The sequence below is a fragment of the Marinococcus sp. LNHM4E3-1 genome (assembly GCF_056034405.1).
On sequence record NZ_JBQLID010000003.1, the window covers coordinates 100,207 to 121,382 of the forward strand.

Here is a 21,176-nt window from a genome sequence, read left to right on the forward strand (position 1 = left end):
TCTGCACCTCCGTGGTGTTTTGCTATCGCATATTTTACCACAGCCCCATTTTAAAACATACCTGCCATTGTTCCTTTTATAAAGCCGCCTGCACTCGAAAACATCAATAGATATTTCCCGGGAAATATCTATTGGCATAAAAAAGACGGGAGCCGCCGGCCCCCGTCTTTCGTTCTTAGGAAGAGTAGTTTGGTGCTTCTTTCGTAATCTGCACGTCGTGAGGATGGCTTTCCCGCAGGCCGGCATTGGTAATTCGCACGAAGCGGGCATCTTCACGCAAAGATGAGATGGTCGGAGTGCCGCAGTAGCCCATACCGGCCCTCAAGCCGCCAAGCAGCTGGTGGATCGTATCCTTCAGCGGGCCTTTATAAGGAATACGGCCTTCAATGCCCTCAGGTACAAGCTTTTGGCTGTTTTCCTGGAAATAGCGGTCCTTGCTTCCCTGCTCCATAGCGCTCATTGAGCCCATGCCACGGTAAACTTTAAACTGGCGGCCCTGGTAAATTTCACGCTCTCCAGGACTTTCTGTCACTCCTGCAAGAAGGCTGCCGAGCATCACTGCATGAGCACCGGAAGCCAGAGCTTTGGCGATATCGCCGGAATATTTGATTCCGCCGTCGGCAATAATCGGTACGTTATGCTTATCCGCTTCTTCTGCACACTCATATACAGCGGTGATCTGCGGAACGCCAACGCCGGCTACTACGCGGGTTGTACATATGGAGCCCGGGCCGATGCCGACTTTTACAATGTCGGCGCCTGCCTCAATTAAATCCCTGGTTCCTTCAGCTGTGGCCACATTGCCAACTATCAGCACAACATCAGGATAGCTGCTGCGGATTTCTGCAATTTTGTCGAGGACGCCTTTGGAGTGACCGTGGGCAGTATCGATCACAATTGCATCGGCTTCTGCTTTAACCAGAGCTTCCACACGTTTATCCGTATCGGCGCTCACCCCGACAGCCGCTCCGACGAGCAGTCTTCCCTGGGTATCCTTTGCCGAATGAGGGAATTCGATTACCTTCTCGATGTCTTTAATCGTAATCAGGCCTTTCAGGGTGCCATCCTTTTCTACAAGCGGAAGCTTTTCAATCCGGTGTTTCTGCAGTACATCCTCCGCTTCCTCAAGCGTGGTCCCCACTGGCGCTGTAACGAGATTGTTGGCGGTCATCACTTCTTTGATTCCAATCGAATAGTCTTCGATAAAGCGGAGATCGCGGTTCGTAATAATTCCCACCAGCTTTTGATTCTCGTCAACGATCGGTACGCCGGAAATGCGGTATTTTCCCATTAGATGTTCTGCATCGAACACCTGATGGTCCGGATGAAGGAAGAAAGGATTCGTAATAACTCCGCTTTCTGAGCGCTTCACCTGATCCACCATTTCTGCCTGGGCTTCGATAGACATGTTTTTATGCACTATACCGAGACCGCCGGCCCGTGCCATCGCAATCGCCATATCTGCTTCCGTCACTGTATCCATTCCAGCACTTACAACAGGAATATTTAAAGGAAGCTTATCGGTTAACGATGTCCGTACTGATACATCCCTTGGATGAATATCAGATCTTGCCGGTAACAATAAAACGTCATCAAATGTTAGACCTTCTTGGGAAAACTTATCTGCTCGCACGAATCTTCCTCCTTCAAAATGGTTGGTTTTACAGGATTTCTCACTGTCCTGCTGCCTGTAACTATATTTATTTCTAATATCTTATCACGTTTGAGCCAGTCTCAGAAGTAAAAGGAATATGTTTTATTTTTCCGAAAATTTATAAACAGGCGCTAATAATTATGTAAAGGATTTCAAAGCTGTACCCACCATGCTAGATCACATGGTGGATGGCTGACTTTTCGTTTAGCTGGACGACCTGACCGTCTTTATCAAGCTGAACCAGCGGATATTCTATTTCACGGCGGTCCAGGTGCACGATCGAAGCAGAGCTGCCGTCGGCGAGCTGCACTTTCTTTCCAGTCATTACAGTAATGAACTGCTCTGTTAATGTTTCGACTACGGCGGGGGGCAGCTTTCCAAACGACTGCACCGTCAGCTCACGCATGGCATGAAAAGCCGATTTCCCCTCATTCTCCAACCGCTCGCTTGCCATGGCGTGATACATGTCCGCCGCTGCTACAAGACTGCCCAGCACATATATTTTGCCGCTTTTCATCCCGAATGGATACCCGCTTCCATCCTCACGTTCGTGGTGCTGCAAAATAGCCAGCAATACCTCATCACTGAGCATCCCGGTAGCCTTTGCCATCTGGTAGCTCTGAATCGGATGCTTTCCCGCCTTCTGACGTTCTGCGGCAGAAACTCTGGCCAGGGAAGCGTCACACAAGAGCCCGGCGAGCGCCGCCCCGAGCCATTCCTTTCGGCTGCAGCCATGCTTTTTAGCCAGCAGCGCAGCTAAAAGCGCCACCGATACCGCATGATGACTCTCGTACTTTTCCTGTTCTGCAAACTGATAGCTGGTAAATATATGAGAAGCGTTTTCTTCAATATCCTCGAGCAGAGGAGCAACAACGGCACGAGCTTTTTTCATTTCAATGGGGGCTCCGGCTGTCCATGAGCGCCACATGGCTTCATGCGCTTCTACCGCTGCATCATAAACGTCTTCAAATCTCGGCTGATGATGCCGCATGGCTGTCTCAGTCTCTTCATCTGGTGAAAAGGGATCACCGTTGACAAGCACCGGCTTTACTTCAATATACTCCACAAGAAACTGTTTGATAATATCGACTAACTGCTCTGTCAGCGCCGTTTGTTTTCTGACCACCGGTGTTTCGTTCACTGCATAGATATCGTTCATCAGAACACATCCAGGCACTGCCTGATTAATATGTATCCGCATGGAGACCACTCCATTTCTCCTAATATAATACTTATATTTTACTATTTCCCCCGGAAAATACCACTACTTTCCCTATTCTTATGAAGGTTTTTAGAATAAAATTCCATTTTCCACGAAAAAAAGCCCAGCCGTTTAAAATACGGCTGGGCTTCAAACTATTCTTCCTCTGATTCTGCTGGAACGTTTTCTTCTTCGATGGCTTCATGTTCAATTACGGGCGCCACTGTAGAAACAGCCTCGCCTTTATCAAGACGGATGAGGCGTACACCCTGGGCGTACCGCCCGAGTCTCGAAACATCGCCTACCTGCATACGGATCACCACTCCCTGAATGGTCATCACCATCAGGTCGATGTCCAATGGCACCGAACGCATCGCTGCGAGTTCCCCTGTGCGGCTTGTCAGTTTAATCGCTTTTAACCCTTTGCCGCCCCGGTTCTGCTTACTGAATTCTTCAATTGAGGTAAGCTTCCCGTATCCTTTGTTTGTTACCATTAGTATCATTTCATTCTCTACTGAAATATCCATACCTACTACTTCGTCATCTTCGCGAAGGGAAATGGCTTTAACTCCGGAAGCCGTCCGCCCCATCGAGCGCACGTCCTCTTCATCAAAGTGAATGGACATTCCCTGCTTTGTGCCGATAATTAAGGAATCGTCGCCGGAGGTGAGACGCACGCCGTGAAGCTCATCGTCCTCCCGGACGTTAATAGCGAACAGGCCGCCCTTGCGGATGTTTGAAAAGGCCGACAGCACAGTTCTTTTCGAAATTCCTTTTTTCGTCAGGAAGAATAGATAGGCGTTTTCTGAAAATTCCTCGATCGGAATTACCGTGCTGATATATTCACCTTTATCGATCTGAAGCAGATTAATTAACGGAATCCCTTTAGCCGTACGGCTTAATTCAGGAATTTCATAAGCTTTCAAACGATATACTTTCCCTTTGTTGGTAAAGAAAAGAATCGTCTGGTGGGAATTGGTCGTCAGCAGATGCTCTACAAAGTCATCCTCATTCGTCCCCATTCCCTGTACGCCCCGTCCACCGCGGCGCTGGCTCCTGTACGTATCAATCGGCATACGTTTAATGTAGCCCTGGTGCGAAATAGTGACTACTACGTCCTGCCGCGGAATAAGGTCTTCATCTTCGATGGAATTCTCTCCGGCTTCCAGACGTGTCCGACGGTCGTCACCGAATTTCTCCTTCACTTCGGTAAGCTCTTCCCGGATAATTTCGAGCACCCGCTCTTCGTTAGCCAAAATTTCTTTCAGCTCCCGGATGCGCTCCATCAGCTCCCGGTACTCCTGTTCAATTTTGTCTCTTTCAAGGCCGGTTAAACGCTGCAGTCGCATATCAAGAATAGCCTGTGCCTGATCTTCACTCAAATCATAGTTGTCCATCAGACCATTTCTTGCGATCTCCGTTGTTTCCGATCCCCGGATCAGCTCAATCACCGCATCCAGATGGTCAAGCGCCACCCGCAGACCTTCAACAATGTGGGCACGGGCCTCTGCTTTTCGAAGTTCAAAAGCAGTCCGTCGCTTGATAACTACTTTTTGATGCTCGAGATAGTGATACAGACATTCTTTGAGGTTAAGCACCTTCGGCTGGCCGTTCACAAGAGCCAGCATGTTAATACCAAAGCTCGTCTGCAGCGCCGTTTGCTTGTATAGGTTATTTAAAATAACGTTGGCGTTGGCATCTCTTCGTACTTCCACAACGACCCGCATGCCATTACGGTCTGATTCGTCGCGAAGATCAGTAATACCGTCGATTTTTTTATCGCGAACCAGCTCTGCAATACGCTCCACCAGCCGGGCTTTATTCACCTGGTATGGCAGCTCATCTACGATGATTGTTTCCTTGCCTTTTTTATCTTCTTCAATGTAGGCGTGCGAACGGATAATAATTGATCCTTTGCCTGTCTGGTAAGCCTTGCGGATACCCGAGCGGCCTAGAATGGAAGCAGCTGTTGGGAAATCCGGACCAGGGATATATTCCATCAGCTCTTCTACCGTAATATCAGGATCTTCACTCAGGGCGAGTACCCCGTCAATAACTTCTTCAAGACGGTGCGGCGGGATATTGGTAGCCATACCCACCGCAATTCCGGACGTACCGTTAACCAGCAGGTTCGGGAAACGCGCCGGCAGAACTACAGGCTCCCGCTCGTTACCGTCATAGTTTTCCTGATAATCAATTGTGTCTTTGTTAATATCGCGGACCATTTCAAGCGATATTTTAGACATTTTTGCTTCGGTATAACGCATCGCCGCTGCTCCGTCCCCGTCCACGGAACCGAAGTTTCCGTGCCCGTTAACGATTGGATGGCGGTAGCTGAAATCCTGTGCCATGCGCACCATTGTTTCATAAACCGCGGAGTCGCCGTGCGGGTGGTATTTACCGATAACGTCCCCAACGATACGGGCGGACTTCCGGAACGGCTTTTCAGGCGTCATGCCGAGCTCACTCATTGCAAATAAAATACGCCGGTGCACCGGCTTCATTCCGTCACGAACGTCCGGGAGGGCCCGGCTGACGATAACACTCATCGCGTAATCTAAAAATGAGGTGCGCATCTCCTCGCCAATACCAATCTCCGTGACTCTGGATTCGTTTTCTGCCATTGCAGTAACCTCCTACTTTCTATTCCAGCAGGCTTGAGTGCCTGTTTCTGCTATATTCGATAGAAACCCCCGCTTTAATCTTCCGCGGGGGTTTCTTTGTTTCACCTTAATGCCGGCTCTTACACGTCGAGGTTCTGTACGTAATGCGCGTTTTCCTGGATAAAGTCACGACGCGGCTCGACGTGATCACCCATCAGTGTTTCAAACACTTCATCGGCTACCATTGCATCTTCAAGTGTAACCTGCATCGTCGTTCTTGAATCCGGATCCATGGTCGTTTCCCAAAGCTGGGTCGGATTCATTTCCCCGAGCCCTTTATAGCGCTGAAGATTCGGTTTTGGCTGCGCCGGGAGCTCGGCCAGGGCAGGCTGAAGCTCACGTTCGAAAAAGAGGTAGCGCACGTATTTGCCCTGCTGGACCTTGTACAGAGGTGGCTGGGCAATATAAATATATCCTCTTTCAAGCAGCGGCCGCATATAACGATAAAAGAAGGTTAGCAGAAGTGTCCGGATATGGGCTCCATCCACATCGGCATCCGTCATAATAATAATCCGGTGATAGCGGGCCTTTTCGATATCAAATTCGTTGCCGATTCCCGTTCCGAGAGCTGTAATAATGGTTCTGATTTCATTGTTGGCAAGAATCTTATCCAAACGTGCTTTTTCCACGTTCAGAATTTTTCCGCGCAGCGGCAGAATAGCCTGGAAATGCCGGTCCCTTCCCTGTTTGGCTGAACCGCCGGCAGAATCGCCCTCGACGATATATACTTCACTGCTCGCCGCATCCTTCGAGGTGCAGTCGGCCAGCTTTCCCGGAAGGGAACTGACTTCGAGGGCACTTTTACGACGGGTTAATTCCCGTGCTTTTTTCGCAGCGTCCCGGGCTCTTGAGGCCATAAGCCCTTTTTCTACGATCGTCCTCGCCGTGTCCGGATTTTCGCTCATAAACCTCGAAAAATGCTCCGAGAATAATGAATCTGTAATGGTACGGGCTTCCCCGTTCCCTAACTTTGTTTTTGTCTGTCCTTCAAACTGCGGATCCGGAATTTTCACGCTGACAATCGCGACCAGTCCTTCACGCACATCGTCTCCGATTAAGTTCGGGTCGTTTTCCTTGAACAGGCTGTTTTTACGGGCATAGTCGTTAATAACTCTCGTCAGTGCCGTCCGGAATCCGGACTCGTGGGTTCCGCCTTCATGGGTATTAATATTATTCGCAAACGAATACACATTGCTCGTATATCCGTTGTTATACTGCATCGCCACTTCCACCTGAATATCGTTGCGGTTCGCTTCAAGAAAAATCGGCTCTTTGTGAAGAGTGTCCTTCTGACGGTTCAGGTATTCCACAAACGAAGCAATACCGCCTTCGTAATGGTAGGACTGCACCTGCTCTTCTTCCGTGCGTTTATCCGTACATGTAATATGGAGGCCCCGGTTGAGAAACGCGAGTTCCCGTACACGGGTGGTGAGCGTTTCAAATTCAAACTCGGTCGTTTCTTCAAAGATATCCGAATCCGGTTTGAAACGGATCTTTGTGCCCCTTTTGTCTGTCTTGCCGACCTTTTCAAGGTCGTGCTGCGGGATACCGCGGCGGTAAGCCTGCTGATAAATTTCGCCTTCCCTGTGTACTTCGATATCAAGCGTTTCGGAAAGAGCGTTCACCACGCTCGCCCCAACACCGTGAAGACCGCCGGAAACCTTATAGCCGCCGCCGCCAAATTTACCGCCGGCGTGCAGTACGGTCATAATAACTTCCACTGCCGGCCTGCCCATTTTTTCGTGCATGCCGACAGGAACACCACGGCCGTTGTCTTCTACGGTGATGCTGTTGTCTTTTTCGATCGTAATATATATTTGGTCGCAATAGCCGCCCATGGCTTCATCAATGCTGTTATCAACAATCTCCCACACTAAATGGTGAAGTCCTCTGGACGTTGTAGAGCCGATATACATGCCTGGGCGCTTCCGGACTGCTTCGAGTCCTTCAAGTACCTGGATTTGACTTTCATCATATGAATTTTGATTCATCGACAATCTGTTCACCTTCGCTTCCTGCGGGATCAAATCTCGCGTGTAGTCCGTAAATACATGCTGTCGTTTTCATGTCTTTATAAGCTCAGTCCTCTTTAGCTGACTGTATTTCTTCATGATATTCATCATATTCTGAAATAATCTGCGATCTGCGTTTCAGCGTTAACGAAGAAATAGGAGAGAAATAAACCTTCTCTTTCGTAACCACGACGGACTTTGCTTCGGAATCTGCAATTTGCTCTTTATCGTCATTTTCGACTGCCTGCAGGAACTGTCTTGTGATACTTGAAGAGTCCTGACTGTTGCTGTCTAAAATCGCAATGACATCTTTTGAACGTATTACGGTGCCGTCGCCTAAATGTATAAACAATGTGATTCACCACCTACTGTTTTTCCAATTGTCCCTGGCGGGCAGTAAATACGGTTGCCCGCTCGATTGTCTCGTGCTTGATGCTTTCAATGCTTGTCGTTGTAACAAAGGTCTGTACTTTTCCCTGGATCGCGTCAAGTAAATGAGACTGCCGATGCTGATCGAGTTCAGAGAGTACGTCATCAAGCAGCAGGATCGGATACTCTCCCACATAAGCGCGGATCAGCTCTATCTCTGCCATTTTTAACGATAGGGCAGCTGTTCGCTGCTGGCCCTGGGACCCGTATGTCTGTACGTCCCGTTCGTTAACCAGAAGCTTCATTTCATCCCGGTGCGGTCCTGCCAGCGACAGTCCACGGCGGATTTCATTTTCCCTGCGGCGCTCAAGCTCTGCCCGTAGCTGTTCAGCGAGTGCTGAGGCTTCCATTTCCGCGTGAATGTTTGCGGAAGGGTCATACTGCAGCTCAAGCTGTTCCCGACCCTGTGTGATCCGTGTATGAATCTCTGAGGCCCATCCTTCAAGCTGCTGCAAAAATCCGTAACGCCGCTGGATTACTTTCACGGCTGCTTCGATGTATTGTTCATCGATGACCTCAAGTGTTAATTCCTGCTCCCGGCTGGGTACGGGGAACATACCCTTCAGCAGCTGGTTGCGCTGCTTTAGAATGCGCTGGTATTTGGAAAGATCGTGAAGATACACCGGACTGATCTGGCCAATCTCCATATCAATAAAACGCCGCCTCATATTCGGCCCGCCTTTTACAAGGTTTAAATCCTCCGGGGCAAACATGACGACGTTGCATGCGCCTATATATTCGCTCAGCTTTTTTTGCTCGATGCCATTCTTTTTTACTTTTTTTCCTTTAGCCGAAAGAATAACTTCGAGATCAACATGACGCTGCTCCCGCTCTACCGAAGCTTCGATACGGGCAAATTCGTGGTTCCAGCCAATCAATTCCTTGTCTTTGGAAGTCCGGTGGGATTTCGCAAAAGCAAGCATATGAATAGCTTCCATCAGGTTTGTTTTTCCCTGGGCATTTTCCCCGACAATAACGTTTACAGTGTTCTCTATTTGCAAGGCAATATCACCGTAGTTGCGATACTGCTTGAGCCGAATGTTTTTTACATACACAGGCCTGTGCTCATCCTTCGCCGGTACCGATAGTGAAGCTTCCGTTTTCTTCGACTTCCACTACGTCCCCTGGATACAGCTTTCTTCCCCTGCGGGCTTCTTCTTCTCCATTCACTTCTACAGCGAATTCAGAGAGAAACCACTTTGCCATACCACCTGTATCGATGATTCCAGCTTCTTTGAGGAACTGGCCGAGTGTTATATATTCGGTTGTGATATTAATCGCCTCTCCCATATCGATCCTCCCGACGCCGGATATTAAAGCATAATTATTACTTCTGCCTGTTTCCGAACATATTTCATTCATACTCTATATTTTACTAAAAATAAGCGAAAAATGCCAGTATATCGCACTATTCGTTTCATATTCCCTGTCAGCATAACATAAGAAAAACGGCCTCCTGTTTTATACAAAAGGCCGTATAATTGTTCAACTTTTAATACGTGCGTACCGGCGAAAATAAATGCAGCATCTGATCATGGTCTGTCGGCCGCACCACAAATGGGCTCATTGCCCCGGTAAATTGAATATGAATTTTTTCACTGTCGATTACTTTCAGGGCATCTGTGATATTTTTTCCGTTAAACGAAATGCGAAGCTCTTCTCCGTCTATTTTATCACAATCGATGTTTTCCGTCACTTTCCCAATTTCGGAGGAAACGGAGTTGATCTCTACCCTTCCATCTCCGAGTGTTTTTAAGTTGATCACGTTGTTTTTTGTTTCTCTTGAAAGCAGCAATGCCCGGTCAAGTGACTGGAGTAATTCTTTCGTATACAGCTCCACCCCGGTTTTCGTTTCAGAAGGAATCATATTTTTTGTGACTGGATATTTCCCATCAAGAAGCCGGGAATAAAACAGGAGATGCGGAAAACGGAACATTACCTGGGTTTCCGTAATAATAATTTCCACCGTGGCATCATCATCGCTCAGCAGGCGGCTTAGCTCATTCAGGCTTTTACCTGGAATGACAATGTTAGACAGGTCAGGTGCATCCGAACCTGCTTCGAGATTTGCTTTCCGGAGAGCAAGCCGGTGGCTGTCTGTAGCAGTACAGATCAGTTCTCCGTTCTCACTTTCAAGGTTTACACCTGTCAACACTGGTCGCGTTTCCTGGGCCGACACGGCAAAAACCGTCTGGCGGATCATGTCCTTGAGTAAGCTCTGGGGCAAATGAAACATATTTGTATCATCCAGCTTTGGAAGCCTTGGGTATTCTTCTGGGTCCAGACCATTCAGGTTAAATACGACAGAGCCGGAACGGATCGTAGTCGCGAACTGGTCCTGTACGACGACTTCAATTTCTTCCCCTGGAAGCTTTTTTACTATTTCCGCAAAAAAACGGGCCTGGAGCACAATGCTTCCCTGCTCCTGCACCTGAACATACTGATTATCGTTTTCCTCTGTGGGAATGAACGTTTCGATGGATATATCAGAATCACTGCCGGTTAACGTTACGCCATCAGCAGCTGCAACGATTTTAATTCCGGTCAGTATTGGAATTGTCGTTCTGGAGGAGACAGCTTTATTTACGTTTTGTACATGTTGCACAAATTGATCTCGATCGACGGTGAAATGCATAGGTCATCTCCCTTTATATATATTGTTTTTAAAGTAGTAATAGTAGTAGGGCTTGTTAGTAATGTGGATAAATAACATTTGAACTGCTAAATCGGGCATTTGTCCCTGTGAGTAAGTTGTGTATAACTTCGGTTCGTTATCCACACCTATGTGCGTAATTGATCGATGATCCCCTGGACAGTTTTTTGCAGTTCTGTATCTGTCGACATCAGATTTGATATTTTTTCGTGGGCGTGAATGACGGTTGTGTGGTCTCTGCCTCCAAAAGCCTCACCGATTTTCGGCAGAGAGGCATCCGTCATTTCCCGTGACAGATACATGGCGATCTGACGCGGAAAAGCAATGCTTTTTGTACGCTTTTTTGCTTTTAATTCCGGCACAGGCATCTGAAACTGGGTAGCCACCCGTTCCTGGATATGCTCAATGGTGACTGTCTTAGGCTGGGCGGTAGGAATGATATCTTTCAGAGCTTCAGCCGCCAGGTCAGCATTCATGTCCTGATTGATCAACGAAGAATAAGCGACGACACGGATAAGTGCCCCCTCGAGTTCACGAATGTTTGTATCAATCTGATTGGCAATATAGAGCATGACTTCGTTTGGAATATCGAGCATTTCCGCTTTCGCTTTTTTGCGCAGAATAGCGATTCTAGTCTCGAGGTCCGGCGGCGTGATATCAGTGATTAATCCCCATTCAAACCGGGAGCGGAGCCGGTCTTCAAGCGTTGGTATTTCCTTTGGCGGACGATCGCTGGAAATGACAATTTGTTTGCTTTCTTCATGAAGAGCATTGAAGGTGTGGAAAAACTCTTCCTGGGTCTGCTCTTTTCCTGCTAAAAACTGAATATCGTCAATAAGCAGTACATCGACGTTTCGATATTTGTTCCGGAAATGCACAGCTTTGTTGTCCCGGATAGCATTGATGAATTCATTGGTAAACTTTTCAGAGGACAGGTACATAACTTTGGCATTTGGATTATGATCAATAACGTAATGACCGATGGCATGCATTAAGTGGGTTTTTCCAAGGCCGACACCGCCGTAAATAAACAATGGATTGTACGCTTTGGCTGGCGCTTCGGCTACTGCAAGCGATGCAGCGTGGGCAAAACGGTTCCCGGAGCCGATCACGAAAGTATTAAATGAATATTTATCATTCAGCATGCTCTTTGGAGGGTCCTGGCTGGAGCCGGACGGAGCTGCTTTTGGGGGCGCTGGTTCATTTTCAACCGGAACTTCAGCCTGCGGGATCACAAATTTCACCTGCAGCGCGGATCCGGTAATATCTTCTAAAGCATCCGTAATCAGGTTTGTATAACGGCTCTCAAGCCAGTCGCGGGCAAACTCATTCGGTGCTTCAATAATTACGGTATCTCCTTGAAGATCCGAGGCCTCTGTCGCTTTCAACCACGTTTCATAGCTTGGTTTACTTACTTTTTCCTGCATTAGTTCCAATGTCTGGTTCCATAAATCAGTAATATTTTCCAATAAGGACGCACTCCTCTCGTACAGGTTTAGCAGTATACAATGGTTTGGCTGGAGACTCAAATCGCTGGAAAGACAGAAAAGGCTTCTATCTTATCATGGTGAAAGAAAGAAACCCAATAAGTGAATATGCGGGAGATGCATATTGTATGCGTTATAAAATTATTGTGCAATAATAATAAAATTATGTAAAAAAAGAAATACACATAATGCACAGGGCTGTGAATAACATTGTCCAATGGCTGTGGAAAATTATCCACAAAGTTATCAACAGCTGTGGATAAGGTTGCATTGTATGGAATGTTATTAACAGAAACTTAATCCATGATAGCAAATAAAAAGATGAATAACAACGGGAACATATTTGTTTATCCACAAACTCAAGAACTTGTGTATAGAAACTATCCACAGCACTAGATTATGTGTACAGGTTGTTCATAATGCTGTGGGCATTTTTTATGTTCGCTTTTATTTATCCACACAGCAGAAAAGAATTGCTGTGCACAAATGCAGGAAACACAGCCAGCGGTATCGGCCAGGGGGTGGTTGACAGTTTTTCTTATTCTCTATATAATTTACGGGAATGTTTTCGAACGTTTATTACTCCTTAAGGAGGTGCGATACACTATGGGAAAACCAACATTTACCCCTAACAACCGGAAGCGTAAAAAAGTACACGGTTTCCGTGCGAGAATGGGAACAAAGAACGGTCGTCAGGTTTTGAAAAATCGTCGTCGTAAAGGTAGAAAAGTATTATCTGCATAAGAAGGCCACGGATTTTATCCAGTGGTCTTTTTTTCTGTCTTCAGCCGGAAAGAAAAATAAAAATGCCGGTGGTTTTTATAGGAAAAGGGGGAACCGGGTGATGAAAAAGCACAATCGTTTAAAAAAGAATCACGAATTCAGCTATATTTTTGCGCACGGAACTTCCTTTGCCAACCGGCAATTTGTGCTTTATACCTTAAAAAAAGAGGAACAGGTTCATTACCGGGCAGGACTTACCGTCAGCAAACGGATGGGAAACGCCGTCATGCGCAACCGGATCAAGCGTTATCTGCGTGAAGCTGTATCGGAGCTTGAGCCCCGGATCCCCGGAGGCTATGACCTGGTAGTAATAGCGAGGAAACCGGTAGCGGATATGGATTACCATGAAACAAAAAAAAGTCTGACCCATGTATTTAAAAAAGCCGGTTTGTTAAACTCAGGTAAAGCAAAGCCCAACAAGTAGACACAAAGTTGTTTTCGCTTCTGGCCGGCAGCGGCTGGGGGCGAAAAATACTTTTAAAATAGAGGGATTTCTGCTGGTGCTGAAGAAATTGTTTACAAGGACCGTGCGTAAATAAACTCAAAATCACTTTACACATACATGTACGTGCAGCATAAGCATATACATGCCCGTAATAAACGAAAATCGGGTACTTAAGAAACGTAAGGAACGAGGAGGGCGGGGTAACGGTGAACCAATCGATGAAGGTTTCGGGGAAAACAGTAGAAGAAGCTTTAGATACAGCTGTGCGGGAATGGGAAACAACAATAGACCGTATCGAGTACCAGGTGCTTGAAGAACCAAGAAAAGGATTTCTCGGCATTGGAGCGAAGCAGGCTTTCGTAGAAGTATCCCTTCGAATCGACCCTGTGGAGGAAGCGGCTGCATACTTAAAAGATCTGATTCAGGCTATGAACGTAGAAGCAGAAGTGGAAGTACAGATCTCAAGAAAGCATACCGCGATGGAGATCAAAGGCTCTTCTCTCGGCCTTCTGATTGGAAAGCGTGGAAAGACCCTCGATGCGCTCCAGCATCTTACGAATACAGCCGCCAATAAGCATGCTGACGCCAAGCAGCATATAGTACTTGATGCTGAAAATTACCGTGGGAAACGAAAAGAATCGCTGCAGAGGTTTGCAGAGCGGATGGCCGGAAAAGCGCTCCGGGAAGCCAAAGCAATTAAACTTGAGCCTATGGACGCAGCGGAACGAAAAATTATTCATCAGGCCCTGCATCAGCATAAAAATATTGAAACAACTTCTTCAGGAAAAGAACCAAGACGTCACGTAGTAATTACACCTGGTGCAAAAGAAAAGTTAAAATGAGACAAATTGCCGCCTGGACTGCCGGGCGGTTTTTTAAAAAGAAACAGGCAGATGTACACAGGTTATCCACATGTGGATAAAAACCTTTTTCGAACTGCTTTCATATGATATTCTATTTAGTTAGAAGCATATAAGGAAACTGACGAAAGCGATGCCGAAAAAGGTGTCGTCCTTTTCGTGTGTCTAATAGATGAAGAAAAACCCAGGGAGGGTTGATGAATGGAAACAGATACAATTGCCGCGATTTCGACTCCGAGCGGGGAAGGAGCTATTGCGATTGTCCGCCTGAGCGGAGACGAAGCGCTAAATATTGCGGATCATGTGTATAAGGGCAAAAAATCTCTTCATGACGTGGAAACCCATACGATCCATTACGGGCATATTATCGACCCAGCGGACGGCTCCGTGATTGAAGAATCCATGATTTCTGTCCTCAGGGCTCCAAAAACATTTACAAGAGAAGATATCGTGGAAATTAACTGTCACGGAGGACTGGTTTCGGTCAATCGTGTCCTTGATAATGTATTAAGTCAGGGAGCGCGGCTGGCGGAGCCTGGAGAGTTTACGAAACGGGCATTTTTAAATGGGCGTATTGATCTGACGCAGGCGGAAGGTGTCATGGACCTGATCAGAGCTAAAACCGACCGGGCGATGCAGAGTGCTTTAAAGCAGGTTGAAGGAAGGCTTTCTGAACGCATCCGTAAGCTTCGCCAGAAGCTTCTTGAAACAGTAGCCAATGTGGAAGTGAACATTGACTACCCTGAATTTGATGCTGATGTTGTGACGACAAATGTTTTGAAAGAGAATGTTTCGTTTGTCGGCGAAGAGATCGATCAGCTTCTCGTAACGGCGCGGCAGGGAAAAATCATGCGTGAAGGACTTGGCACAGCGATTATCGGCCGGCCGAACGTGGGAAAATCCTCCCTGATGAATAATTTGGTACATGAAAACAAAGCAATTGTAACGGAAGTGCCCGGCACCACAAGAGACGTGCTCGAGGAGTATGTAAACGTCCGGGGGGTGCCGCTTCGTTTAATTGACACCGCCGGTATACGTGAAACTGAAGATATTGTGGAAAAGATCGGCGTAGAACGCTCCCGCCAGGTGCTGCAGGAAGCGGAGCTGATTCTTCTTGTCATCAATAGTGCAGAGCCGCTCTCCGATGAAGACCGAGCATTATTTCAGGCAGTTCAGGGCATGAATGTTATTGTTATAATGAATAAAACGGATCTTCCTAAACAGGTCGATGAGGAAGAACTCCGGGAGTATACCTCTGGGCGGCCGATTATTGCCGCTTCTTTTCTGAATGATGAAGGCATTGACAGTCTTGAAGAAGCAATTGCCCACCTCTTTTTTGATGAAGGGGTGGAGGCAGCGGACATGAATTATTTGTCCAATGCCCGTCATATTGGGTTATTGAATCAGGCAAAACGTTCGGTAAATGACGCTTTGGAAGCCGTGGAAATGGGAGTACCAGTAGACATGGTACAAATTGATATTACCCGGGCCTGGGAACAGCTCGGAGAAATTGTCGGGGAAAATGTGCATGACGGATTAATTGATCAGCTGTTTGCCCAGTTTTGTCTCGGAAAATAGATACACCCGCTGCAGGCGGAGGGTAATACTAGAAGGAGGAACTGTAATGAGTTACAACGGAGGAAATTATGACACGATTGTCATCGGCGCCGGACATGCGGGCGTAGAAGCAGGGCTTGCTTCTGCACGCATGGGAGCTAATACATTGATGCTGACGCTGAACCTGGACGCCGTAGCGTTTATGCCGTGCAACCCGTCCGTAGGAGGGCCGGCAAAAGGCATCGTCGTCCGCGAAATTGATGCGCTCGGCGGAGAAATGGCTAAAAATATTGATAAAACCCATATCCAGATGCGGATGCTTAATACAGGAAAGGGACCGGCTGTTCAGGCGCTCCGTGCGCAGGCTGATAAATTTCTTTATCAGCAGGAAATGAAGCGGACCCTTGAGAACACAGACAATTTAACGATCCGCCAGGGACTGGTGGAGGAGTTGATCGTTGAAGATAACGTATGTAAAGGCGTAGTCACTAATACTGGTGCGAGCTATTATTCTTCCTCGGTCGTAGTGACAACGGGCACTTATCTGCGCGGCAAGATTATTCTCGGAGAACTCGCTTATGAAAGTGGTCCGAATAACATGCAGCCTTCCATCAATTTATCGGACAGCATTAAAGCGCTCGGGCTCGATATGGTCCGGTTCAAAACCGGCACTCCGCCCCGGGTGAACAGTAATTCCATCGATTACAGCAAAACAGAGATCCAGCCCGGCGACGAGCAGCCGCGGGCCTTTTCCTACGAAACGGTGGAATTCATTACTGATCAGCTCCCGTGCTGGCTCACCTATACCGGCGCAGAAACGCATGAGCTGATTACAAACAACCTGCAGCGCTCCCCAATGTATTCCGGTATGATCGAAGGAACAGGTCCGAGGTACTGCCCTTCAATTGAAGACAAAATTGTCCGTTTTAACGACAAGCCGAAGCACCAGATTTTCCTCGAACCCGAAGGCAGAAATACAGATGAAGTTTACGTGCAGGGGCTCTCAACCAGTCTTCCGGAGGACATTCAGTTTGGCATACTCAAAACGATCCCGGGACTTGAAAACGTAAAAATGATGCGCCCGGGATATGCGATCGAATACGATGCAATTGTTCCGACGCAGCTGTGGCCGACCCTTGAAACAAAAACCGTGGAAGGTCTCTTTACGGCCGGTCAGATTAACGGTACTTCGGGTTATGAAGAAGCTGCCGGGCAGGGGATTATGGCCGGAATCAATGCAGCCTGTAAAGCACAGGGCAAGGAAGGCGTCATCCTTGACCGTTCGGATGCGTATATTGGAGTACTTATTGATGATCTGGTCACTAAGGGCACCAACGAACCATACCGCCTGTTAACATCGAGAGCGGAATACCGCCTGCTTCTACGTCATGACAATGCCGATCTGCGTCTAACCGATATCGGTCATGAGATCGGATTGGTTCCGGAGGCCCGCTACGAACGATTTGTGCATAAAAAAGAATCGATCGAGGCTGAGAAAAAACGATTGGAGAGCTTTACTCTGAAGCCGCATGAAGAAATTAATGATATGCTCATTTCCCGCGGTTCAACAGCGATGAAGGAAGCAGCTTCGGCGGCCCACCTGATGAAGCGGCCGGAAATCGGTTATGCTGACGTTGCTCCATTTGCAGACGCGCCTTCGTCTATTGCGCCGGATGTAGCCGAACAGGTGGAAATTCAGGTAAAATACGAAGGATATATTTCCAAACAGCTTGAACAGGTCGAGCGGATGAAAAAAATGGAAGAGAAAAAAATTCCAGAGAGCATCGATTACCACTCCATCTCGGGTATTGCGATTGAAGCGAGACAAAAGCTTTCAGAAGTACGTCCGCTTTCTGTCGGACAGGCATCCCGTGTATCCGGGGTGAATCCGTCCGATATATCTATACTGCTTGTGTATATTGAACAGGGCCGTATGGCAACAACGTAACAGTGCGTGATAAAGCCCCTGCTTACTGAAAGCAGGGGCTTTTTTTAAGACAACGCCGTTTTGCTAAGGGGTAAACACCAGGAGTGTGAGCGTTGTCGTATTATCCAGTGAAGGGCAGGAAAGAAAAGAATGAGTAAAGAAACGTTTCCGGAATGGCTTGAAGCCATACATATTTCTTTGGACGATAAACAGAAGAAGCAATTTGAACAGTATTATCAGCTGCTAGTGGAATGGAATGAGCGCATGAATCTGACAGGCATTACTGAAGAACGGGAGGTATATGAAAAACATTTTTATGATTCTCTTACCGGGGCTTCCCTTTCGGCCTTTAAGGCAGAAGGAACCCTGATCGATGTCGGTTCAGGAGCCGGCTTCCCAAGTCTGCCTCTTAAGATCTGCTTTCCGGAGCTTCAGGTTACGATTGTCGACTCTTTAAAAAAACGCATCGGTTTTTTAGAGGAAATCGTCAGTGAGCTTGGACTTGAAGGAGTGACCCTTATCCATGACCGGGCGGAGCAGCTGGCTCGTCAAAAGACGTACCGGGATCAGTTTGACGCAGCGAGTGCCCGTGCTGTGGCTAAGCTGCCAGTACTGCTCGAGCTCTGCCTGCCGTTTGTAAAGCCGGGAGGTGTTTTCATTGCTTGGAAGGGAGCCAGCGGGGAAGAAGAACTGCTTGAGGCAGAAAACGCCCTGTTAAAATTAGAAGCAGAAGCATTGGCCCCGAAGAAAATGAAACTGCCTGAAGAAGAGAGCGAACGGGTGCTTTTAGCATTCGAAAAAAGGAAAAAGACCCCAAAAGCGTATCCGAGAAAACCAGGGACCCCGGCAAAAAATCCTTTATAATCACCCACGGCTCATTCGACAACCCTTAGAAACGTGATAGAATGAAAGAGCAAATGTACGAAATCCACTAGTGAAACATCATGGGCCGCAGTTTTTAAGTGAGGTGATATACGGGTATGAAACAGTCGATTCAAAAATGGTTCGGTCTGGGAGACAACCAGGCTGAAAAAAGCGGCATTAATGAACACGAAGTTAAAATGATTCCCATCCATCAAATCATGGCGAATCCTTTTCAGCCACGGACCATCTTTTCAGATGAAAAGCTTTCGGAATTAGCTCAATCGCTGCAGACGCACGGCCTTCTGCAGCCAATAACGGTCAGAAAGCAGTCCGGAGGCTATGAGATTATTGCTGGCGAAAGGCGTTGGCGCGCTTCGCAGAAGCTTGGATGGAAAGAGATCCCGGCGCTGGTGAAAGAATTTAATGATACCCAGACGGCCTCAATTGCGCTTATTGAAAACCTGCAGCGGGAAGCATTGACAGCGCTTGAAGAGGCAGCTGCATACGCCAGGCTGCTTGAAATGAATCAGCTCACGCAGGCAAGTCTGGCGCAGCGGCTGGGAAAAAGTCAGTCGACCATTGCTAACAAGCTCCGTCTGCTGCATCTGTCTGAATACGTTCAGGAGAAGCTCTCAGAAAAAGAAATTACTGAACGGCATGCCAGAGCCCTTCTGAAGCTGCCGGAGGCGGAGCGCCAGGATCGTATCGTTAACGAGGCCATTGAAAAGGACTGGAACGTGAAACAGACGGAAGACAGGATTGCTGCTTTGCTTGATCCAAAGCCAAAAAAGACAAGGCAGCCGAAAAAGCACGTATCCAAAGATACCCGTATTGCCTTAAATACGATCCGGGAGTCGATAGATATGGTGACGAAAAGCGGCATGGCAATTGATACGGATGAAGAAGACTATGATGGTTATTATCAGGTAACCATTCGAATACCAAAATCGAAGCAGTAAACAAGAAGAACAGCATGGAACTGGGAAAGTAGGTGTATCGATGGCAAAAACTGTTGCTATCGCCAACCAGAAAGGCGGCGTTGGGAAAACAACAACAGCAGTAAATATTAGCGCCTGTCTGGCACATGTAGGACAGCGGGTGCTTCTCGTGGACATTGATCCGCAGGGCAATGCTACCAGCGGGGCGGGCATTGAAAAAGGGGACGTTGAAAAGTGCGTTTATAACGTTCTCGTTGAAGACACAGATATTCGTGATATTGTCCGGGGAACAGCCTTGGAACAACTGGACGTAGTACCTGCCACCATCCAGCTTTCCGGGGCAGAAATTGAACTGGTCTCCACTATTTCCCGGGAAATCAGGCTGAAAAATGCATTGGAGGATGTGGCGGCGCAGTACGACTACATAATAATCGATTGCCCTCCCTCCCTTGGGCTTTTAACGATCAACGCGCTTTCCGCTTCGGATTCGATTTTAATCCCTGTGCAGTGCGAGTACTACGCCCTCGAAGGATTGAGCCAGCTGCTCAATACCGTCCGGCTTGTGCAAAAGCACTTAAACCATGATCTGGAAATCGAAGGAGTCCTGCTTACAATGCTCGACGCAAGGACCAATCTCGGATTCCAGGTTATAGAAGAAGTAAAAAAATATTTTCAGGAAAAAGTATTCGAAACGATTATTCCCCGGAATATACGTCTTGGGGAAGCTCCAAGCCACGGTCTTCCAATTATTATGTACGACGCAAAGTCTAAGGGTGCCGAGGTCTATTTAGAATTAGCAAAGGAAGTGGTTGCTGGTGGCCAAAGGTCTAGGTAGAGGATTGAACGCTTTTTTCCCGGAAGAAACAGGCGGCAACGAAGATCAAATCACTGCCGTACCAATACAGGAATTACGGCCGAACCCTTATCAGCCGAGAAAACGATTTGAAGAAGAAGCGATTGAAGAGCTGAAGCAATCTGTGGCGGAGTTCGGTGTTTTGCAGCCAATTCTCGTTCGCAAAAGTATTAAAGGGTACGATATTGTTACGGGAGAGCGGCGGTTCCGTGCTGCCTCAGCGGCAGGCCTAAAAGAAATTCCGGCGATTGTAAAGGATTTAAGCGATGAGCGGATGATGGAAGTCGCGTTAATTGAAAATCTGCAGCGGGAAGATCTGAATCCATTAGAAGAAGCCCATGCGTATCAGCGTCTGGTGGAATCACTCGACATTACTCAGGATGAACTGTCCAAGCGGCTCGGAAAGAGCAGACCGCACATTGCCAATTATATCCGACTTCTGCAGCTGCCGGCAGAAGTGCAAAAGCTCGTTGAGACCAAGGAGATTTCCATGGGACATGCCAGAACGCTTCTTGGATTGAAAAAGAAAGAGCTGGCGGTGAAGGTAAGCGAACAGATTGTTAAACAGGCACTCAATGTCAGGCAGACGGAAGCACTTGTTCAGCAGATGAACGAGGGTGTTCCACGTGAAACAAAGCCAAAACAGCCGGCCTCTCCTTTCCTTGAACAAAAAGCTGAGGAACTCCAATCATATTTTGGTACCTCCGTTTCTATTCAGCAGGGAAAAAACAAAGGAAAGATTGAAATCGAATTCTTTTCGGATGAGGACCTGGATCGGATTCTTCAGCTTCTGAGTGAAGAAAAAGAATAAGGAAAGGGCTTCCGGTTTTACCCGGGAGTCCTTTCTATT

General features: G+C 47.5%; 18 protein-coding genes. 9 read left to right on the forward strand and 9 right to left on the reverse strand.

All coding sequences use genetic code 11. The features are described from left to right. Positions 1 to 175 precede the first annotated feature (175 nt). The 9 genes from guaB to dnaA form a co-directional block, all read right to left on the reverse strand. The gene (gene guaB, locus ACTRXI_RS04180; protein WP_322525339.1) at positions 176 to 1,633 is read right to left on the reverse strand and encodes an IMP dehydrogenase; all 1,458 of its coding nucleotides are present in this window, start codon (positions 1,631 to 1,633) and stop codon (positions 176 to 178) included. A 193-nt stretch (positions 1,634 to 1,826) separates the two neighbouring features. After that, the gene (locus ACTRXI_RS04185; RefSeq protein ID WP_474261224.1) at positions 1,827 to 2,855 is read right to left on the reverse strand and encodes an HD-GYP domain-containing protein; all 1,029 of its coding nucleotides are present in this window, start codon (positions 2,853 to 2,855) and stop codon (positions 1,827 to 1,829) included. 155 nt (positions 2,856 to 3,010) lie between these two features. Further along, positions 3,011 to 5,479, reverse strand: a complete 2,469-nt coding sequence (gene gyrA / locus ACTRXI_RS04190; protein ID WP_474261225.1) for a DNA gyrase subunit A — start codon at positions 5,477 to 5,479, stop codon at positions 3,011 to 3,013. Positions 5,480 to 5,598: 119 nt separating this feature from the next. Then, complete coding sequence (gene gyrB, locus ACTRXI_RS04195; protein ID WP_474261392.1) at positions 5,599 to 7,515, reverse strand: DNA topoisomerase (ATP-hydrolyzing) subunit B; 1,917 nt, start codon at positions 7,513 to 7,515, stop codon at positions 5,599 to 5,601. Positions 7,516 to 7,597: 82 nt separating this feature from the next. Next, positions 7,598 to 7,882, reverse strand: coding sequence for an extracellular matrix regulator RemB (gene remB / locus ACTRXI_RS04200; RefSeq protein WP_022792942.1), 285 nt, complete (start codon positions 7,880 to 7,882; stop codon positions 7,598 to 7,600). A 13-nt stretch (positions 7,883 to 7,895) separates the two neighbouring features. After that, complete coding sequence (recF, locus tag ACTRXI_RS04205) at positions 7,896 to 9,014, reverse strand: DNA replication/repair protein RecF (protein WP_474261226.1); 1,119 nt, start codon at positions 9,012 to 9,014, stop codon at positions 7,896 to 7,898. A gap of 10 nt (positions 9,015 to 9,024) precedes the next feature. Beyond that, the gene (gene yaaA, locus ACTRXI_RS04210; RefSeq protein WP_022792944.1) at positions 9,025 to 9,249 is read right to left on the reverse strand and encodes a S4 domain-containing protein YaaA; all 225 of its coding nucleotides are present in this window, start codon (positions 9,247 to 9,249) and stop codon (positions 9,025 to 9,027) included. A 202-nt stretch (positions 9,250 to 9,451) separates the two neighbouring features. Next, the gene (gene dnaN / locus ACTRXI_RS04215; protein WP_474261227.1) at positions 9,452 to 10,594 is read right to left on the reverse strand and encodes a DNA polymerase III subunit beta; all 1,143 of its coding nucleotides are present in this window, start codon (positions 10,592 to 10,594) and stop codon (positions 9,452 to 9,454) included. A gap of 146 nt (positions 10,595 to 10,740) precedes the next feature. Continuing rightward, positions 10,741 to 12,081, reverse strand: a complete 1,341-nt coding sequence (gene dnaA / locus ACTRXI_RS04220; protein WP_474261228.1) for a chromosomal replication initiator protein DnaA — start codon at positions 12,079 to 12,081, stop codon at positions 10,741 to 10,743. Between the two features lie 624 nt (positions 12,082 to 12,705). On the opposite strand from dnaA, the gene rpmH reads away from it, so the two are divergent. The 9 genes from rpmH to ACTRXI_RS04265 all read left to right on the forward strand — a co-directional run bounded on the left by rpmH (position 12,706) and on the right by ACTRXI_RS04265 (position 21,137). Continuing rightward, a complete protein-coding gene (rpmH, locus tag ACTRXI_RS04225; protein ID WP_079474470.1) occupies positions 12,706 to 12,843 on the forward strand; it encodes a 50S ribosomal protein L34 in 138 nt (45 codons plus the stop codon). 100 nt (positions 12,844 to 12,943) lie between these two features. Beyond that, on the forward strand, positions 12,944 to 13,306 hold the full coding sequence (rnpA, locus tag ACTRXI_RS04230) for a ribonuclease P protein component (protein WP_474261229.1): 363 nt from the start codon (positions 12,944 to 12,946) through the stop codon (positions 13,304 to 13,306). 227 nt (positions 13,307 to 13,533) lie between these two features. Continuing rightward, the gene (jag, locus tag ACTRXI_RS04235; protein ID WP_474261230.1) at positions 13,534 to 14,169 is read left to right on the forward strand and encodes an RNA-binding cell elongation regulator Jag/EloR; all 636 of its coding nucleotides are present in this window, start codon (positions 13,534 to 13,536) and stop codon (positions 14,167 to 14,169) included. A 219-nt stretch (positions 14,170 to 14,388) separates the two neighbouring features. After that, entirely contained in the window at positions 14,389 to 15,765 is a 1,377-nt protein-coding gene (mnmE, locus tag ACTRXI_RS04240) for a tRNA uridine-5-carboxymethylaminomethyl(34) synthesis GTPase MnmE (protein ID WP_322525348.1), read from the forward strand. 46 nt (positions 15,766 to 15,811) lie between these two features. After that, entirely contained in the window at positions 15,812 to 17,692 is a 1,881-nt protein-coding gene (gene mnmG, locus ACTRXI_RS04245; RefSeq protein ID WP_474261231.1) for a tRNA uridine-5-carboxymethylaminomethyl(34) synthesis enzyme MnmG, read from the forward strand. Between the two features lie 129 nt (positions 17,693 to 17,821). Beyond that, positions 17,822 to 18,535 (forward strand): 16S rRNA (guanine(527)-N(7))-methyltransferase RsmG, encoded by a 714-nt coding sequence (rsmG, locus tag ACTRXI_RS04250; protein WP_474261232.1) that lies wholly within the window; start codon positions 17,822 to 17,824, stop codon positions 18,533 to 18,535. A 116-nt stretch (positions 18,536 to 18,651) separates the two neighbouring features. Beyond that, positions 18,652 to 19,494, forward strand: a complete 843-nt coding sequence (noc, locus tag ACTRXI_RS04255) for a nucleoid occlusion protein (protein WP_474261233.1) — start codon at positions 18,652 to 18,654, stop codon at positions 19,492 to 19,494. 40 nt (positions 19,495 to 19,534) lie between these two features. Further along, complete coding sequence (locus ACTRXI_RS04260; protein WP_022792953.1) at positions 19,535 to 20,308, forward strand: ParA family protein; 774 nt, start codon at positions 19,535 to 19,537, stop codon at positions 20,306 to 20,308. Then, positions 20,289 to 21,137 (forward strand): ParB/RepB/Spo0J family partition protein, encoded by an 849-nt coding sequence (locus ACTRXI_RS04265; RefSeq protein ID WP_474261234.1) that lies wholly within the window; start codon positions 20,289 to 20,291, stop codon positions 21,135 to 21,137. Before ACTRXI_RS04260 ends, ACTRXI_RS04265 begins: the two co-directional genes overlap by 20 nt. Positions 21,138 to 21,176 lie beyond the last annotated feature (39 nt).

Excerpts from the sequence above, each read along its gene's own strand:
- rpmH (WP_079474470.1), top strand. The coding sequence starts at position 12,706 with ATGGGAAAACCAACATTTACCCCTAACAACCGGAAGCGTAAAAAAGTA.
- ACTRXI_RS04260 (WP_022792953.1), top strand. The coding sequence starts at position 19,535 with ATGGCAAAAACTGTTGCTATCGCCAACCAGAAAGGCGGCGTTGGGAAA.
- rsmG (WP_474261232.1), top strand. The coding sequence starts at position 17,822 with ATGAGTAAAGAAACGTTTCCGGAATGGCTTGAAGCCATACATATTTCT.
- rnpA (WP_474261229.1), top strand. The coding sequence starts at position 12,944 with ATGAAAAAGCACAATCGTTTAAAAAAGAATCACGAATTCAGCTATATT.
- mnmG (WP_474261231.1), top strand. The coding sequence starts at position 15,812 with ATGAGTTACAACGGAGGAAATTATGACACGATTGTCATCGGCGCCGGA.
- yaaA (WP_022792944.1), bottom strand. The coding sequence starts at position 9,249 with ATGGGAGAGGCGATTAATATCACAACCGAATATATAACACTCGGCCAG.
- gyrA (WP_474261225.1), bottom strand. The coding sequence starts at position 5,479 with ATGGCAGAAAACGAATCCAGAGTCACGGAGATTGGTATTGGCGAGGAG.
- dnaN (WP_474261227.1), bottom strand. The coding sequence starts at position 10,594 with ATGCATTTCACCGTCGATCGAGATCAATTTGTGCAACATGTACAAAAC.
- noc (WP_474261233.1), top strand. The coding sequence starts at position 18,652 with ATGAAACAGTCGATTCAAAAATGGTTCGGTCTGGGAGACAACCAGGCT.
- ACTRXI_RS04185 (WP_474261224.1), bottom strand. The coding sequence starts at position 2,855 with ATGCGGATACATATTAATCAGGCAGTGCCTGGATGTGTTCTGATGAAC.
- mnmE (WP_322525348.1), top strand. The coding sequence starts at position 14,389 with ATGGAAACAGATACAATTGCCGCGATTTCGACTCCGAGCGGGGAAGGA.